The organism is Nonomuraea sp. NPDC050536 (assembly GCF_044457685.1).
Classification (GTDB): domain Bacteria; phylum Actinomycetota; class Actinomycetes; order Streptosporangiales; family Streptosporangiaceae; genus Nonomuraea.
Genome location: NZ_JBITHD010000027.1, coordinates 38120 through 54849, shown reverse-complemented (window position 1 = coordinate 54849; position 16730 = coordinate 38120). Strand labels below are relative to the sequence as shown.

The 16730-nt window shown below is 70.0% G+C and carries 15 protein-coding genes; 10 read left to right on the top strand and 5 right to left on the bottom strand.

From position 1 onward, the window contains the following. Positions 1 to 41: 41 nt before the first annotated feature. Entirely contained in the window at positions 42 to 1460 is a 1419-nt protein-coding gene (locus ACIBHX_RS45655) for a PLP-dependent aminotransferase family protein (protein WP_397074415.1), read from the bottom strand. Between ACIBHX_RS45655 and ACIBHX_RS45650 the strand changes: the two genes are divergently transcribed. The 4 genes from ACIBHX_RS45650 to ACIBHX_RS45635 are packed head-to-tail and all read left to right on the top strand — an operon-like array spanning position 1459 to position 4857. After that, positions 1459 to 2685 (top strand): aminotransferase class V-fold PLP-dependent enzyme, encoded by a 1227-nt coding sequence (locus ACIBHX_RS45650; RefSeq protein ID WP_397074414.1) that lies wholly within the window; start codon positions 1459 to 1461, stop codon positions 2683 to 2685. The genes ACIBHX_RS45655 and ACIBHX_RS45650 overlap by 2 nt on opposite strands. Next, positions 2685 to 3959, top strand: coding sequence for an MFS transporter (locus ACIBHX_RS45645; RefSeq protein WP_397074413.1), 1275 nt, complete (start codon positions 2685 to 2687; stop codon positions 3957 to 3959). The genes ACIBHX_RS45650 and ACIBHX_RS45645 overlap by 1 nt, the downstream gene beginning before the upstream one ends. 29 nt (positions 3960 to 3988) lie before the next feature. Further along, positions 3989 to 4483, top strand: coding sequence for an SRPBCC family protein (locus ACIBHX_RS45640; protein ID WP_397074411.1), 495 nt, complete (start codon positions 3989 to 3991; stop codon positions 4481 to 4483). Then, on the top strand, positions 4480 to 4857 hold the full coding sequence (locus tag ACIBHX_RS45635) for a YrdB family protein (RefSeq protein WP_397074410.1): 378 nt from the start codon (positions 4480 to 4482) through the stop codon (positions 4855 to 4857). Before ACIBHX_RS45640 ends, ACIBHX_RS45635 begins: the two co-directional genes overlap by 4 nt. Positions 4858 to 4997: 140 nt before the next feature. On the opposite strand, the gene ACIBHX_RS45630 is transcribed toward ACIBHX_RS45635, so the two are convergent. Then, positions 4998 to 5657 carry an esterase/lipase family protein gene (locus ACIBHX_RS45630; RefSeq protein WP_397074408.1) on the bottom strand — a complete coding sequence of 220 codons (660 nt, stop codon included), beginning with the start codon at positions 5655 to 5657 and terminating at the stop codon, positions 4998 to 5000. A gap of 61 nt (positions 5658 to 5718) precedes the next feature. Here ACIBHX_RS45630 and ACIBHX_RS45625 point away from each other — a divergent pair, with 61 nt between their 5' ends. The 3 genes from ACIBHX_RS45625 (at position 5719) to ACIBHX_RS45615 (ending at position 8467) form a co-directional block, all read left to right on the top strand. Beyond that, positions 5719 to 6339, top strand: a complete 621-nt coding sequence (locus tag ACIBHX_RS45625) for a TetR/AcrR family transcriptional regulator (RefSeq protein WP_397074407.1) — start codon at positions 5719 to 5721, stop codon at positions 6337 to 6339. 252 nt (positions 6340 to 6591) lie between these two features. Then, on the top strand, positions 6592 to 7842 hold the full coding sequence (gene ilvA, locus ACIBHX_RS45620) for a threonine ammonia-lyase IlvA (protein ID WP_397074405.1): 1251 nt from the start codon (positions 6592 to 6594) through the stop codon (positions 7840 to 7842). A gap of 154 nt (positions 7843 to 7996) precedes the next feature. Further along, positions 7997 to 8467, top strand: coding sequence for a hypothetical protein (locus tag ACIBHX_RS45615; protein WP_397074404.1), 471 nt, complete (start codon positions 7997 to 7999; stop codon positions 8465 to 8467). A 38-nt stretch (positions 8468 to 8505) separates the two neighbouring features. Here ACIBHX_RS45615 and ACIBHX_RS45610 read toward each other — a convergent pair whose 3' ends face one another. Both ACIBHX_RS45610 and ACIBHX_RS45605 read right to left on the bottom strand, forming a co-directional pair. Further along, entirely contained in the window at positions 8506 to 9906 is a 1401-nt protein-coding gene (locus ACIBHX_RS45610; RefSeq protein WP_397074402.1) for a purine-cytosine permease family protein, read from the bottom strand. 2 nt (positions 9907 to 9908) lie between these two features. After that, the gene (locus ACIBHX_RS45605; RefSeq protein ID WP_397074400.1) at positions 9909 to 11060 is read right to left on the bottom strand and encodes a serine hydrolase domain-containing protein; all 1152 of its coding nucleotides are present in this window, start codon (positions 11058 to 11060) and stop codon (positions 9909 to 9911) included. Between the two features lie 86 nt (positions 11061 to 11146). Between ACIBHX_RS45605 and ACIBHX_RS45600 the strand changes: the two genes are divergently transcribed. The 3 genes from ACIBHX_RS45600 to ACIBHX_RS45590 all read left to right on the top strand — a co-directional run bounded on the left by ACIBHX_RS45600 (position 11147) and on the right by ACIBHX_RS45590 (position 15949). Beyond that, positions 11147 to 12046 (top strand): LysR substrate-binding domain-containing protein, encoded by a 900-nt coding sequence (locus ACIBHX_RS45600; RefSeq protein ID WP_397074398.1) that lies wholly within the window; start codon positions 11147 to 11149, stop codon positions 12044 to 12046. 27 nt (positions 12047 to 12073) lie between these two features. Beyond that, positions 12074 to 12217, top strand: coding sequence for a hypothetical protein (locus ACIBHX_RS45595; protein WP_397074397.1), 144 nt, complete (start codon positions 12074 to 12076; stop codon positions 12215 to 12217). A gap of 486 nt (positions 12218 to 12703) precedes the next feature. Continuing rightward, positions 12704 to 15949 carry a BTAD domain-containing putative transcriptional regulator gene (locus ACIBHX_RS45590; RefSeq protein ID WP_397074395.1) on the top strand — a complete coding sequence of 1082 codons (3246 nt, stop codon included), beginning with the start codon at positions 12704 to 12706 and terminating at the stop codon, positions 15947 to 15949. Here the strand turns inward: ACIBHX_RS45590 and ACIBHX_RS45585 are convergent. Continuing rightward, positions 15934 to 16635: a hemerythrin domain-containing protein gene (locus tag ACIBHX_RS45585; RefSeq protein ID WP_397074393.1), complete on the bottom strand. Its 702-nt coding sequence runs from the start codon at positions 16633 to 16635 to the stop codon at positions 15934 to 15936. The genes ACIBHX_RS45590 and ACIBHX_RS45585 overlap by 16 nt on opposite strands. Between the last annotated feature and the right edge of the window lie 95 nt (positions 16636 to 16730).

Here is a 16730-nt window from a genome sequence, read left to right as displayed (position 1 = left end):
TGCGTTCGGGCGCCCATGAAGCGGTCCTGACGCCACCGGGGTCACCCGGTGCCGCAGCCGACGGCGCGGGCGGCGGTGCCGAGACAGCGGGCGCCTTCGGCCAGCTCGGCCGTGCTCGCGGCGGCGGCGAAGCCCAACCGGAGATAGGCGTCCGTGGGTTCTGCGGGAAAGTAGCGGCTGCCGGAGTTGACGGCCACGCCGTGGGCCCGTGCCGCGTCGGCCATGGCGGAGTCGTGGCACCCGGGCGGAAGCTGGACCCACAGGTGCAGTCCTCCGGCCGGGACCCGGGTGAGCGTCCAGCCGGGAACCTCGCGGGCGAGGGCCTCAGCCAGCACCGCGCAGCGTTCCCGCAGCGCCGTGGACAGGGCCTGCAGGTGCCGTTCCCAGGCCGGTGTGCTGACCAGCTCGACGGCCGCCTCCTGCAGGGGCCGGGCGATGAAGAAGTCGTCGACGTAGCGCATCCCCATCAGCCGCCGCATCACCGGGCCACGGGCGATCACCGCGCCGATGCGCAGGCTCGGCGACGCGGGCTTGGTCAGCGAGGTCAAGTGAACCACCGTGCCGTGGCGGTCGTCGGTGACCAGCGCGGGCGGCACCGGCCGGCCGTGGCCGAGGTGCCGGGCGAAGTCGTCCTCGATGAGGAAGGCCCCCGCGGCCCGCGCCACATCGATGATCTGGCCGCGCCGGACAGGCGCGAGCACCGTGCCGGTCGGGTTGTGGAACGTCGGCTGGCAGTAGAGCAGGCGGGCACCGGTCATGGCGAACGCGTCCGCCAGCAGCTCGGGACGGATGCCGTCCTCGTCCATCGGGACGGGCACGGGCCGCAGACCGGCCGCCCGTGCGGCGGCCAGCGCGCCGGCATAGGTGGGCGACTCCATCAGGATCGGGCTGCCCGGTGCGGCGATGGCCCTGAACAGCATTGACAGAGCCCCCTGGCCACCCCCGGTGACCAGCACGTCCTCGGGACTCACCGTGCTCCCCGCCTGCCTGGCGAAGATCGCGCGCAGCGGCGCCAGGCCCGCCGTCGGGGCGCGGTGCCACGCGTCCGGCCGGCGCGCCGCCCGAGCCAGGGCCGCGCCCAGCGCCCGGGTCGGCTGGAGCGTCTCGTGCAGGTAGCCCCCGGCCATCGTGATGCCCCCTTCAGGCAGGGGGTGGGACGCCTCGACGGCATGGGCCGGATCGAAGTCGCGCCCGGCCAGCGCCACCGCCTGCCAGGAGGTGTCCGGGGCGTCGTCCTGCGACCTGGCGACACGCGGGGCCACGAACGTGCCGCTGCCGGGGCGCGTGACCACGGCCCCCTCGGCGGCCAGCGTGGCGATGGCCCGCGACACGGTGCCCGGGCCGACCCGATAGCGCTGGATCAGCTCCCGGCTGCTCGGCAGGCGGTCGCCGGGCGCAAGCCCGGCCAGCAGCGCGCGCAGGCTGGTGACCAATTCGCCAGAAGTGCTACTGTCTGACATGAGAGATAACAGTAGCACTTCTGTCCACACCTCGGAACCACTACTGGACGTCGCGGCACTGCGCGCCGATACCCCGGGCTGCGAGAAGGTCGTCCACTTCAACAACGCGGGCTGCGGCCTGCTGGCGGCTCCGGTGCTGTCCGCGATGCTCGACCACCTCAACCTGGAAGCGGTCATGGGCGGCTACGAGGCCTCGGCCGCCCGCGCCGAGCAGGTGCGCGGCTTCTACACCGAGATCGCCGCCCTGATCAACTGCGCGCCCGGCAACATCGCCTTCGCCGGCAGCGCCACCCACGCCTATGCCACCGCGCTGTCCTCCATTCCGTTCGAGGCCGGCGACGTCATCCTGACCACCCGCAACGACTTCATCTCCAACCAGATCGCGTTCCTGTCCCTGCGCAAGCGGTACGGCGTGCAGATCGTGCACGCCCCCGACACACCGGAGGGCGGCGTGGACGTGGCCGCGATGGCCGAGCTGATGCGAACGCACCGCCCCAGGCTGGTCAGCGCCACCCACATCCCCACCAACTCCGGCCTGGTCCAGCCGGTCGCCGAGATCGGCAGGCACTGCCGCGAGCTGGATCTGCTGTACCTGGTCGACGCCTGCCAGTCGGTCGGCCAGTATTCCGTCGACGTGGAAGAGATCGGGTGCGACCTGCTCACCGCGACCTGCCGCAAGTTCCTGCGCGGCCCGCGCGGCACAGGCTTCCTGTACGTGTCCGACCGCGTCCTGCAGGCCGGTTACGAACCGCTGTTCATCGACATGCACGGCTCCCGCTGGGTCGAGCCCGGCCGGTACCAGCCCGCCGAGTCGGCGGCCAGGTTCGAGGAGTGGGAGTTCCCCTACGCCTCCGTGCTCGGCTGCGCCGCCGCCGCACGCTACGCCCGCGAGGTCGGCGTGGACGCCATCGCCCGCCGTACTCCCGCACTGGCGGCCCGGTTGCGCGGCCTGCTCGACGCCATCCCCGGGGTGCGCACGCTCGACCGCGGACCTGAGCTGGGAGCCCTGGTCACGTTCGAGATCGCGGGCTGGGAGGCGCTGCCGTTCAAGGCGGCGATGGACGGTCGGGGCATCAACTCGGCGCTCAGCTTCCGCGAGTTCGCGCAGTTCGACTTCGGCGACAAGGACGTCGACTGGTGCCTGCGGCTGTCGCCGCACTACTACAACACCGATGAGGAAATCGACCTGGTCGCCGCCACCGTCGCCGAGCTCGCGGGTCGCTGATGACCGAGACCCTCGCGCCACCCGCGCCACAGGCGGAGAGCCTGTGGCGCAACGGCGACTTCCTCAGGTTCTGGCTCGGCGAGAGCGTGTCGCTGCTCGGAACCCAGGTCACCAACCTCGCGTTACCCCTGACCGCCATCAGCGCGTTCGGCGCCACGGACGAGCAGGTCGGGATCCTGCGGTTCCTGCAGCTCGTTCCCTTCCTCGGACTCGCTCTGCTGATCGGAGTGTGGACCGACCGGGTCCGTCGCAGGCGCGTCATGCTGGCCGCCAACCTCGTCAGGATGTCCCTGCTGGCACTCGTACCGGTCCTGTACTGGTGCCACGCACTGAACCTGCCGGTGCTGCTGGCCATCGGATGCGCCGTCGGCATCGCGTCGGTGTTCTTCGACGTGAGCTGGATGTCCTACGTGCCCACCCTGGTGAAGAGCCCGACCCGCTACGTCGAGGCCAGCGCCAAGCTGAGCGCCAGCTCCTCAGCGGCCGACGTGGCCGGTCCCGGGATCGCCGGTGTGCTGGTGTCGGCGTTGGGCGCACCGGTGGCCCTGGTCGTGGACGCGGCCTCGTACGTCGTGTCCGTGGTCTCGCTGCTGCTGATCCGCACACCCGAACCACGCCCGCAACCCGCCGCCAAGCGGCACGCGTTGACGGAGCTGCGCGACGGGCTGCGCTGGGTGCTGGGCGACAGGATCCTCCGCGCTCTGGCACTGATCGGGTTCTGCTGCAACTTCTCGATGATCACCGTGTGGACCATATTCCTGCTGTACGGCACCCGCGACCTCCATCTCCCCTCGACGACGCTCGGCGGCATCTTCGCCGCCGCCTCCGTGGGCGGACTGATCGGCGCGGTGATCTCCGGACGGGTCATCAGACGCTTCCCGCTCGGGCGCGTCTACCTGATCGCGCAGTCAGCGCTCCTGCTGGGCCCGACGCTGATCGTCACGGCCGCCGGGCCCCTGCCGGTGATGATCGGCATGTTCGTCCTTTCCTTCTTCACCACGTACCTGGGCCTGGGCGTGGCCGGAGTCATCATCGTCAGCCTGCGCCAGGCCAGCACGCCGCAGTCGATGATGGGGCGGATGACGGCGGTGTTCAGGACGCTGCTGTTCGGCGGCGGCGCCCTTGGCGGCCTGTCCGCCGGTCTCCTCGCCGGTCAGCTCGGCGCCAGGGGCGCGCTCACCGTGGCCGCGATCGGTTCGGCCACCGTTGTCATCGGACTCGTGGTCTCCCCGGTCAGCAGGCTGCGCACCCTGCCGACGACGCCTATCTCGTGATCAACCCTCCTGAAACACTGAGGAAGCACATGTTCGACCGTCTGCTCTACCGCGGCCCCTCGCTCGAGGTCCTGCACGAGGAGTACGCCAAGAAGGGGCGCCTGGACGAGCGGGCACCGCTCATCGCCGTCCACGAGATCCGTATCGAGGCTCCCGTCGAGCGGGTGTGGAAGCTGCTGAGCGACCCTGCCGGATGGGGACTCCTGGACCCGGCCATCCGTGACATCAGGCTGGACTCCACCGTCGCCGTGGACGCCGGCTTCACCTGGAAGAACGGTATGGCGCGGATCAAGTCACGCTTCGCCGTCATCCAACCCCGGCGGGAGATCACCTGGACCGGCGTGTCGGCGGGCGCCCACGCCGTGCACCGGCACCTGCTGGAGGAGACCGCCGACGGCGCCACGCAGGTCAGGACCGAGGAGTCCATGGGCGGGCCCCTCCTGGTCCTGTTCTTCAACAACGCCAAGCTCCAGGCGACGCTGGAGAAGTGGCTCGCCGGGCTCAAGAGGGCGGCCGAGGCATGAGGATCGCCAGGCCGGGTCCGGTCGCCGACCGGGACTGGACCCCGCTCACCGTCGCCAACGCGGGGCTGGCCTTCGCCCTGGAAATGGGCATGCTGGCCGCGTTGTGCTACTGGGGGATCAAGACCGGCAACGGTCCCGTCCAGCGGACGCTGCTGGCTGTGGGCGCGCCGGTCCTGGCAGGCGTGGTGTGGGCGCTGTTCCTCGCCGCCGGAGGACCGATGGTGCCGCTGCCACTCGCCGCGGAGATCGTCGTCAAGCTGGCGACGCTCGGGACGGCCGCGCTCGCCCTCTACGACGGCGGGCTCACCACCCTGGCCATGGTCTTCGGTTGCCTTTCTGTGGCGAGCGTCGCCGTGGAGTACACCGCCGGCTGAGCCGGGCAGGCGTCAGCGCCTGGCGTGAGCGGCGAAGAAGCCCCAGATGACCGCCGTGGCGTCGAGGGCCTTGGACGGAGGGTCGGCCCGCTCACGGACGACCTCTCCGCCCGGCCACGAGTGCCCGGCTCGCTCGTCGATCAGTTGGACGGGCAGTGTCCGTCGAGGGCGCTGAGGACGGCGTTGATGAACACCGGCGTCTTCGGCTCGTCGGCATGCTGCACGTTCGGGAACTCGGCCCTGCACCAGGTGCCGGCGATGACGTCGTTGCGGGTCTCGTCGAGCGAGCTCGTGAGCAGCGTGTACCGGACCGGGTCCGGGGTCGGGTCGCCGCTGTTGAGCTTCTTGATGAAGGCGCTGGTCGGGCACATCTGGCCGCCCTGGGTGGGTTGCAGCAGGCAGGCGGGCCAGTAGCCCAGCTGTCCGGTGCCCATCGAGACGTAGCTGAGCGTCTTGTCCGCGCCGCCGAGGAATTTCAGGTAGTAGCGCGCGGACAGCCCTCCCATGCTGTGCCCCACCAGGCTGACCTTGGCGCCGCCGTGCTCCTGCCGTGCCTGCTCCACGAGGTTGGCGATGGCCTGGGCGTTGGCGACGTTCTCGTCGCCGGGAAGGGCGATCGCGTACGTCGGATATCCGGCCTGCTCCAGCGCCGTCTTCATCTGGTCGAAGTCGGCGGGCGTCCCGTGCCAGCCGTGGACCAGGATCACCGGTTCGCGCTGCGCGGCCATGACCGGCTGAACGGTGCACGACCCGGTCAGCAAGGTGAAGGCGGCGATCAGGAGCGGTCGTCTCGAGAGCATGGGCGCACCTCTGATTTCAGTTACCTAGTACTCGGTAAGTGAACGCGCTATGTTTAGCACCATGAACCGAGCCGGGCAAGCCCCCAGCAGACGGGAACGCGCCCGCCAGCGGCGCGAGGAGATCATCACCGTCGCCGCAGGGATGTTCGCCCGCGGCGGCTACCGTGGCACGTCGCTGGCCGACGTCGCGGCCGAGGCGGGCATCACCCAGCCCGGCCTGCTGCACCACTTCGGCAGCAAGGCGGGCCTGCTGCTCGCGGTGATCGAGCGGCGCGACAGCGACAGCGAGGCGTTCGCGATGGAACTGCTGGGCATGGAGCCCTCCGGGGTGCTGAGAGCCATGCCGGAGTTCGCACGCCGCAACAAGGAACGGGCCGGGCTGGCCAAGCTGTTCACCGTGCTGGTGGCCGAGAGCCTGGAACCGGACTCACCCGGTCACGAGCACTTCGTCGAGCGCTACCGCGCGATGCGCGCGATCGTCGCCGAGAACATCCGTTCCGCCCAGGCCGCCGGTGTCACCCGCCAGGACATCGACCCGGTGGCCAAGGCGACCGAGATCATCGCGACCCTCGACGGACTGCAGACGCAGTGGTTGCTCGACCCCGACGCCGTCGACATCGTCGCCGGCGTCGAGTCCTACGCACGTACGCTGGAACGCGACCTGGCCTGCCCCGAGCGATGACCCGTCAGGACAGCCGGTGCGGTGAGACGACCCATGTCAATACCTGCCACAGCGGCCCTGAGCAGGGCCGATGAGGCTGTCCTCTTCTCGATCATGTCACGCCCAAATGTGCGGGCGGTGGGAATCGCACGGCATGTCGAGCTCGTTGTGATTGATGTGCTCGCCTGGCGACAGGCGCCGTCGTCTGTTCGGCTGCCGTCGCCACTACGCCTTGCTACCATCCCCTGATCAACCGCTGTGCCAGGAGTGTGTATGACCGACCGCCTTACCGCCGCGATGATCAGTCAGGCGGCCGAACGGTTGCGGCCGGTGGTGCGTCGTACCGCGCTGGAGCCGAACCAGCGGCTGTCTGACCTGCTCGGCGGTCAGGTGCTGCTCAAGCGCGAGGACTCGCAGGTCTGTCGCTCCTACAAGGTGCGCGGCGCGTTCAACCTGATCGCTTCGCTCACGGAGGAGGAGCGCCGGCGTGGTGTGGTCTGCGCGAGCGCGGGCAATCACGGGCAGGGCGTAGCGTTCGCCTGCGCGCGTCTGGGGATCAGCGGTCGCGTGTACGTCCCGTCCACTACGCCGCGGCAGAAGCGTGAGCGCATCGCGGCGCTCGGCGGCGACCGGGTTGAGGTCGTGGTCGGCGGCGGAACCTATGACGAGGCGAGCACCGCCGCGCACGCCGACAGCGAGCAGACCGGTGCGATCTACGTGCATCCGTTCGACGACATCCGGACGATGGCCGGGCAGGGCACAGTGGGTCTGGAGATCCTTGCGCAGTCCACGGAGGCGCCGCACACCGTGGTCGTCCCGGTCGGTGGCGGCGGCCTGATCAGCGGAATCGCCGTCTGGCTACGCGAGCACGCACCCGGCACCCGCATCGTGGGCGCCGAACCCGCCGGAGCGGCAAGCATGCGCGCCGCCCTTGACCACGGCGGGCCCATCGCCCTGCCCGAGTTGGACACCTTCGTGGACGGCGCCGCCGTCGGAAGGGTGGGAGACGCCACGTTCCCGCTGGTCAAGGACTTGGTCGATGAGGTCGTCGCGGTCGATGAGGGTGCGGTCTGCACCGAGATGCTGGATCTCTACCAGACCGATGGCATCATCGCCGAGCCCGCCGGAGCTCTCGCGGGAGCGGCAGCCCGCGAGCTCCTGCCGTACTCCTCCGGAGGGCCGGTGGTGTGCGTCGTATCAGGCGGCAACAACGACGTCAGCCGGTACAACGAGGTGCTGGAGCGCTCCCTCGTGCACATCGGGCTGCGCCACTACTTCCTGGTGACCTTCCCGCAACGCCCCGGCGCCCTGCGCCACTTCCTGGACGAGGTTCTGGGCGAGGGCGAGGACATCATCGTCTTCGAGTACGTCAAGAAGAACAACCGCGAAACCGGCCCGGCGCTCGTCGGCATCGAACTCGAGCGGGCCGGCGACCTCGACAGTCTCCTGTTCCGCATGAAGGCCAGCCCGCTGACGGTGGAGCGCATCCCACCCGGCTCGCCACTGTTCACCTTTCTTCTCTGATTCCCGTGTGTCACGGGGAACCGCGACTCGCCGCTGTCCAGCTACGAGGGTGATTTCGCCACTGGCTGGGACGCGGACGCGGCGGAGTGGCCGCTCGTTAATGATCGGAAGTGGCTCTCGACACCGGGCCCCGCTGCGCGCCTAGTGTCGAGCCATGATGAGTGTTTCCCCTGACTACACGCATGTACGCAAGCGGCTCTCGGCGGGCGAAGGCATCGAGCTACCCGGCGTCCGCTTCAAGTGGTACGACCTCCACCGGGAGGGCCGCGAGATCGGCGACGAAGTGCGGAAGGAGGCACGCGAGTTCCTCCGGGCAGAGATCGGCGGGATCACTCCCACGGGCGATCTCGGCTTCGTCATCCTGCACCGCGTCGGCGACGCTTATCTCCTGCTCGTATGCACGTGGCTGAACGACAACGAGTTGTGGGAGACGGTCTACCTCAAGGATGCGGCGGGGTTCGAGCTCATCCCGTTCGGAGAAACAGCCAAGGGGACCTACTGCGTGTGGGAGTTGGGCGCCATCCTGCACGAGCAGCAGGCCTGGATTCGCTACCTGTTGTCCTCTCGGGACACCGAGGCCGGACGCGCCTACCTCGCCGACCGGCACCCCGGCGGCCCGATCTGACGCTCGGCGTAGCCGTCGTGCCACGGACTCGCCTTCAGCTACGAGGGTGATTTCGCCGCTGGCTGGGACGCGGACGCGCCCTGGACCTGTCGTCGGCTGTTGGCCCTCGAGTAGCCGTAGTAGAGGACAGTCGCCACGACGAGGCCGATGATCCAGGAGATGTCGGCGCCGCCGAGGCGCTCGGCCAGCGGGCCGGTGTACAGCGGTGTGTTGATGAACGGGATCTGCAGGGCGATGGCGATCAGGTAGGTGACGATGGCCGGCCGGTTGACCAGACCGTACGTGCCGCGAATCTTGAACAGTTCGCCGATGTCGTAGTTGCCGCGGCGGATGAGGTAGTAGTCGGTGAGGTTGATCGCGGTCCACGGCACCAGCAGGTACAGCAGGAACAGCGTGATGCTTTCGACGGTGGTGAGAATGTGTCCGTTGGCCAGCAGAATCCCGGCGGTGACCAGCACTGAGGTGAGGAGGATGAAGACGGTTCGGACGCGGGCGTTCGCGGCGCCATGGCCTTTGGCGGAGATCGCGCTCATCGCGCTGAGGTACATGCCGTAGTAGCCGTACGCGCCGGCGGGCACGACACCGATGAGGATGGCGAGCAGGATGACCGGACCCAGGCCGGGAACCAGGTGGCTCAGCATGCCGATGGCGTCGTCGCCTACCTGTTGGGCGCTGATGGTGGCGGCCAGGGCGCCGAGGATCATCACCCATGACGCGCCCAGGGCGGAACCGGCGTACGTCCACAGGAACGTGGTGCGGGACGGCGTGTCCTCGGGCATGTAGCGGGAGTAGTCCGACACATACGGCGCCCAGGTGAGCTGCCAGGACACGAAGATAGAGATCGCGAGAAGGATGTTACCGAATGTCGGCGCGGGGCCGCTGGGCACGTGCGCGGGCAGATGGGCTCCGAGCGCGAAGGTGAGGATCACGAACACGACCGCCGACAGAATGCTGACGACCCGGGTGGACAGATGGATGACCTTGTACCCGACGATCGCGATGACCGCGGGGATCGCGACCTGGATGACCACCGAGACGGTCAGCGGGATATGCGCCCAGTGAGCCAGTGCCTGGCCGGTGATCACACCGCCTTCGACAGCGAAGCCGAGGTACATGGCGAGCACCATCGCGACGGGTAGCAGGGCGCCAAGGAACCCGAACTGAGCTCGGCTCTGGATCATCTGCGGGACGCCGAGGCGGGGGCCTTGGATGGAGTGGTAGGCCATGAAGAGGCCACCGACGAGGTTGCCGATCAGGATGCTGGCGATCGCCCAGGTCAGGTTCAGCCCGACGGTCACCGCGAGGACGCCGGTCACGAAGCCGGTGATCTGGACGTTGCTGGAAAACCAGATCGTGAACAGGTGCCAGGGTTTGCCGTGGCGTTCCTCGGCGGGGATGTAGTCGATGGAGTGTCTCTCGATTGTTTGCGTTCGCTCCATGATCAGGTCTCCAGGGGGACGATGGCCTGGTGCGCGGCGGCGCGGGCGATGGCGGACAGGGCTTGGATTTCACGCGAGTCGTCCGCAACCGGTGCGTCCTCGGCGGAGAACTTCGCGACCAGCACGTCGGTTACCGGGTCAAGCCAGAGATACTGGCCGAAGATGCCGACGCCGTAGAAGCTGCCGTGATCGTCGACCGGCACCCACCACTGGTTCTTGTAGGTGCCGTGGCGGGCGGCGTCGGGTTCCTCGTCGGTGTTGAACTGGCCGCCGCTCCGAGTGCGGTCGATCCAGGAAGCCGGGATGACGGCCTGGCCGTCGCGATATCCGCGGTCGAGCACGAGGCGCCCGAACCGGGCCAGGTCCCGTAGCCGCATCCCCATCCCCGCGCACGCGTAGGGGGTGCCGAACTCGTCGACGGTGATGAAGGCGTCGGCTTCGGCGCCGATGCGCGACCAGATGTAGCGCGTCATCAGCTCTCGGTAATCCAGGCCCGCAGCGCGTTCGAGAACCCAGGCGAGCACGTCGGTGGTGCCTGAGCAGTACTGGAAGCCCGCTCCGTGTGTACCGGCGCCACGAAGTCCTGCCAGGAACGGGCGGGTTCCCGCGACATCACCTGGCCGGCGGGGCCGCCACCCTGCGGCGCGATCGCCCGCGTGAACCTCCGCGTCCGGGTTCAGGTAGGTCATGTCATAGTGCGGCGCCGCCGTCATGTCCAGCAGCTGCTGTACGGCGGCGCCGCCGAACGAGCCCCCGGCCAGCTCGGGGACGTACCGGGACGTTGGCGAGGCCAGGTCGATGAGGCCCTCCTCGACGAGGCATCCGGCGAGCATCCCGCAGAAGGACTTGGAGATCGACATGACGATGTGCCGCGTCGCGGGCGTGAATTCATCGACGTAGCGCTCAAACACGATCTGCTCGCCGCGCATCACCAACAGGGCGTCCGTGCGGGTACGCGCCAGGAACTCCTCCCCGCTGATCTCCGCGCCGTCGACCCACGGCAGGGCGAGGGTGCTCCACTCCAGCGGCTCGTCGGCAAAGCCGAACTCACGTGTCGGGCCGTCACCGCGCGACAGGAGAGCGCAGGGCACCAGTTGCTCCACGTGGTGCAGGCCGTGGCGGTGGTAGGGCGGCGTCACCCAGTCGCGGTTCATGCCGACGATGGTGACTCCCGGTCTATTCCCATGTCCAAGACCTAGTGTTCGGCAGTATCCATGCCTGACGGGCATAATGAGTCGCCATGGAGCTGCGTCACCTGCGGTACTTCCTCGCTGTGGCCGAGTGCGGGACGGTGACGGCGGCTGCCGCTCGCCTTCACGTGGCGCAGCCGGCGATCTCGCGGCAACTCCATCGGCTGGAACGCGATCTCGGCGTGGAATTGTTCACCCGAAACGGGCCGCGCCTTGTGTTGACGCATGCTGGGCGCCAGATGCGCGACGTAGCCGCCGATATCGTGACCCGGGCCGACCGGGCAACCATGGTCGCGCAACAGATGGCAGGCGGGCTGTTGACCCGTGTGGTGGTCGCCGCGGCGCCGACCACGATCGAGTACGTCCTGGCGCCGTTCGTGGCCACGCTTTCCTCGAGCGACCCGTTCGTTTCCGTCGACTCGGTCGCCCCTGATGCCGTTCACGAAGCGGTACTGGCCGGGCACGATTTGGGCGTGGCCGCGACAGCGCCCCCGACTGGTCGGCTGGTCTGGACGCGCCTGACCAGCGTGCCGCTGCGCGCCTACGTGGCACCTGATCACCCATGGGCTCGGCGACGAACTGTGCCGCTGGAGGAATTGGTGCATGAGCCGCTTCTCGTCCCGCCGGCCACCGACCCGACCCGCCGCGTGCTGGACGAAGCCGTTGCCCGGGAACAGCTGCGCTATGACAGGTACGAGCAGATCGCCTGGCCACCGCTGAGCCAAGCCCTTGCCGCGGCGGGACGCGGCGTCTCGGTCGTCACGAACCTCGAGCAGTTCGGAGCCCGCCCGATCTTCGTCACCGACCACCGTGCCCAGAAGGTCCTGCTGACCATCCATGCCTGCTGGGACCCCGACCACTACGCCGCGCCCGCGCTGGCGGAATTCGTCGCCCGCCTGGCCACTTTCGCCGACACCGAGGTCCGGGAGGCAGCCCACTCGGTCAGTTAGCGCTGTGGTGCCGGGAGCGCGGACACCGTGCCGCTGTCGGGAAAGCGGTCGGGCGAGATCACCACGGCGTACGTGGGCGCCTTCTTCGACCAGCACCTACACGGCGAACACCAGCCGCTGCTGGACGCCCCGTCCCCCACCAACCCCGAAGTTGCCTTCCAGAACCCCTAAGACCGGATTCAGACACCAACCGCCAGAGCCGCGCACGCCGGTGCCGGTGTCCTGCCCCAATGAGGGGCTCCGTTGCGATCCGGCGATGGCGGGATGAGCGTGCCAAGATGTCGGCCTCGCTGGTGGGGACGACGCGCTGATCTTCGAAGATCTACATAGAGGCGGCCACCGCCTCCGGAGTGAGCGTCGACGTCAAGATCAGCAGGTAGAGGGCCGCAGGGCTCCGGGGCTCTGAAATACCGAAAAATCCGGGGTTGTGGTGGATTGCGGGGCGCTTGACAGCCCCCGGTCAACGCCCGCCCGAGGTGTCGAGATGCGGCCCGCTCAAGAATCGGCACCTCTATTGCGCCGACCACACGTCTCCCCGGAGAAGTGCATGTCAAGGATCCTTCCGCCCCGGACCGGCGTGCACGGGCCGTCTCGTGATAAACCACACCAGCTCCTCCTTGTCGTAAGATCAGGCGACTTCATGAGGGTGGTAGGGCTGTGGACATCCGTGTGCTGGGCCCGCTGGAGGTCGTCGGCGACGACGGGCGGTCGTGTCAGATCAGCTCGCCGAAGCTGCGGGCGCTGGTGAGTGCGCTGGCGCTGGCAGAGGGTCGGCCGGTGGCCCCGGGCGCGCTGATCGACCGGTTGTGGGGCGATGAGTCGCCGGCCGAGGCGATGGCGTCGCTTCACTCGTACGTGTCCAATCTGCGCCGCCTGCTGGAGCCCGGGCGCCAGGCCAGGGCGCGGAGCAGCCTGCTGACGTTTGGGCCGGTGGGTTACACGCTGGCGATCGATCCGGAGCAGGTGGACTCGACGCGGTTTCTGCGCCTGGTCCAGCAGGCCGAGCAGGCGGCCGAGCCCGCCGAGGCGGAGCGGCTGGCGGGCGAGGCGCTGGCGCTGTGGCGCGGCGAGCCGTACCCGGACCTGGACGATCAGGCGTATGTGACCGCTGTCAGGGTGCGGCTCACCGAAGCCCGAGAGCGGGCCCGAGAGCTACGGGTGAGCGCGGTCATTCAGCAGGACCGCCACGGCGAGTTGCTGGGCGAGCTGGAGGCCCTGACGTACGAGCACCCGCTGCGCGAACGGCTTTGGGCGCTGCGGGCGCTGGCGCTCTACCGCAGCGGCCGCCAGGGCGAGGCCCTGGAGACGCTGCGCACGGCCCGCCGGATCCTGGCCGAGGAGCTCGGCATCGACCCGGGCAAGGAGCTGCGCGCACTGGAACGCGACATCCTCGACCAATCCCCCGCGTTGTCCCCCCACCGGCCGCCACCGCCGTCCGAGCCGCGGGTGGCCGAGCGAGGGCTCACCGGCCGGCAGGAGGAATTGGCCGCGCTGGACGGCCTGCTGGAAGCGGCGGCGGCGGGCCGGCCGGGGTTCTCGCTGATCACCGGGGAGCCGGGGATCGGCAAGACGCGGCTGACCGAGGAGCTGGTGAGCCGGGCCCGTGACCGGGGTTTCACGGTCGCGGTGGGGCGGTGCGCGGCGACGGAGGGCGCCCCGGCATTCTGGCCGTGGGTGACGGTGCTGGAGGGGCTGGCCGACACGCTGCCTCCGCTGCCCGCCGACGTGCGCGCCAACCTGCCCGGAGTCGGCTCCGCGACCGGGACCGACCCCGAGGGCGCGCGGTTTCGCACCTACGAGGCGGCGGCGCGGGCGCTGACCGCGGGCCGGCGGCCGATGCTGGTGGTGCTGGACGACCTGCACTGGGCGGACCGGTCCTCGCTGCGGCTGCTCGGCTACCTGGCCGAGTACGTGCTCGACGGCAGGCTGGCCCTGGTGGGGACGGCACGCGACTGGCCGCCGCCGCAGGGCGCGCTGGCCGAGGCGTTCGAGGCGCTGTCGCGCCGGCAGGCGGTGCGACTGCCGCTGTCCGGCCTTTCGGCCTCCGACCTGGCCGGACTGGCCCCGGCGGGCACAGACGTGAAGGCGCTCCGGGACCGCACGAACGGCAATCCGTTCTTCGTCACGGAGCTGATGCGTTACCTGGAAGGCGGATCGCCCGGCAGCGGCACATTGCCGCTGGGCGTGCGGGACGTCGTGCTCGGCCGGGTGAACCGGCTGCCCGAGCCGTCCGCCGCGTTGTTGCGGGTGGCGGCGGTGGCCGGGCGGGAGTTCGACGTGACGATCGTGGCCGAGGCCGCCGGGCTCGACCTGGACACGGCGCTGGACCGGCTGGAGCCGGCCATGGCCGCGCACCTGGTCGCGGAGGGGCGGCCCGGCCGGTTCCTGTTCGTGCACGCGCTGGTGCAGGAGGCGCTCATCGAGGTGGTGCCGGTGCTGCGCCGGGCCCGGCTGCACGCCGCCGTGGCCACCGCGATCGAGTCGCGTACCGGTGGCTCGGCCTCCGACCGGCTGGCCGCCGCCGCGCACCACTGGTTCCAGGCGATCCCCGCGGGCCACATCGCGCGTGCCTGGCGGGCGGCGTGGGGGGCAGCCGAGGAGGCCAAGCGGTTGCGCGCGTACGACGTGGCTGTCGAGCTGCTGGAGCGGGCCGAGCGGGTGGCCGAGGACGACCCCGGGCTGGGCGAGTCCGAGCGGATGGACCTGCTGTTCGCGCTGGCCGAGGCCAGGTTCGGGGCGGGCGACTCGCTGGGGCAGGAGGCTGAGCTGACGCGGATCCGCCGCCTGGCCAGGCAGGCGGGCGACCGTCGGCGCTGGATCGAGGCCGCGACCGGGTACGGCGGACGCATCCTGCAACCCTGGAAGGTCTACGGCGACTACGACGCCGATCTGCTGGCGGACCTGATGGAGCTGGCCGCCGACGAAGGCCTGGAGCCGCCGGCCCGGGCCCGGGTGCTGGCCTGCCTGGCGCTCCAGGCGTACTACCAGCCAGGGCGGGACCCGGCGGAGCTGGACCGGTGGAGCGCCGAGGCGGCGCGGCTGGCCCGCCAGGAGAACGACGCGACGCTGCTGGGCCGCGTGTTGTTCGCCCGATACTACGCGCTGCTCGATCCGGACTCGGTGTACCAGCGGCTGGAGGCGGGCGAGGAGATGGCCCGCGCCGGGCTGGAGGCGGGCGACGACGAGCTGCGTACGATCGGGCTGGTCTGTCAGGGTGGCACGCTGCTGGAGCTGTGCCGGGTGCGGGAGGCTCTGGACGTGCTGGCCGAGGCGGAGCGGCTGATCGGCCGCACGCACATGCCGTACCTGCGCATCATGCTGGGCTGGCTACGGCTCGGCGTCATCACCCAAGGCGGCGACCTGGAGGCGGCCGAGTCCCTGCTCGCGGCCACCGTCGCCGAGCAGCGAGCCACCTCGATGTGGGGTGCGGAGTCGACCACGGCCGGCGCCACGTACCAGATCGCGCTCATGCGCCTGCGCCGCGGGACGGCGGATACGGCGCAGCCGCCGCAGGAGATCTCGCACGAGCAGCTCGACCAGTTCAACCTGGACGGGTACGCCCACTATCTGGTGGTCAGCGGCCGGCTGGAGGAGGCGCGGAAGGCGCTCGGGCCGTGGGAGCGGCAATCGCCGATCCCGCGAACGTTCGTCTACCTGTTCTGGCTCGTCGTCCGCTGCGAGATCTGGGCGGCGCTGGGCGACCGGCGGGCCTGCGCCGACCTGTACGAGGAGGCGTCGCCGTACGCCGACCGCATGGGGATCTCCGGGCTGAGCCTGCTCCTGTGGCCGGTCAGCCGTTCACTGGCGCAGCTTGCCGAGGCCCTGGGCGACACCGAGGCGGCGCGGCGGCACGCCGAGCACGCCGAGAGCGTGGAGCGGGAGCTGGCTCACCCCCACAGGTAGGCCATGCGCCGCCGGTGAGGGCCCCTGGCCAGGGCGCTGAGCAGCAGCAGCGGCCTGGGCGAGGTCCTGCGCAGATGGGCCTCGACGTCGGCAGGCAGCTCGGAGGTGATCCAGCCGAGCAGCATGATCAGCTTGCGCAAGCCGTACTGCTTCGTGATCGCCTTGTGCATCTCCGCGTCCTCCTCCGGCGGGATGTGGGCCATCATCAGCGGGATCCCGTCGGTCTCCTCGTGCGCCAGGTGCGCGCCGAGGGTGTCGGCCAGCGCGCGCAGGGCGGCCATCAGCCGCTCACGCCCCTGCTCGGACGGGCCGGCGTCGAACGCCTGGAACGCCTCGGTGCTCTCGCGGATCCAGCGGTCGCAGGACTCGTGCTCAGCCTCCAGCGCGTCGATCGTGCCGATCGACTCCGGCGCCCGCTCCCGCAGGCGCGGCCAGACCGTCTCGTCCTCGGCGGTGTGGTGGTGGTGCAGCACGAACAGCACCCACGCGTGGTGCTCGCGCAGGGCGGTGACACGCCGGCGGTCGTCGAGGCGGACCCGGCCGACCGCGGTGATCAGGTGCCCGAGGTCGCGGCGGAAGCCGAAGTGCGCCAGGTACATGTTGCTCATGTCGAGAGGCCCGGGCGCTGCTGCGGCCTGACCGGGCAGCATGATCTGCGGAACGTCCGGGTGTGCGGCGGTTCGCATGGCGGTGCTCCTTCTGGTCCTGGAGGGATGGCGCCATCATGCGCGCCCGCACTTGGGCGGTTCTGGAAGATCAGCCACAAGAGCGGCCCAAGACC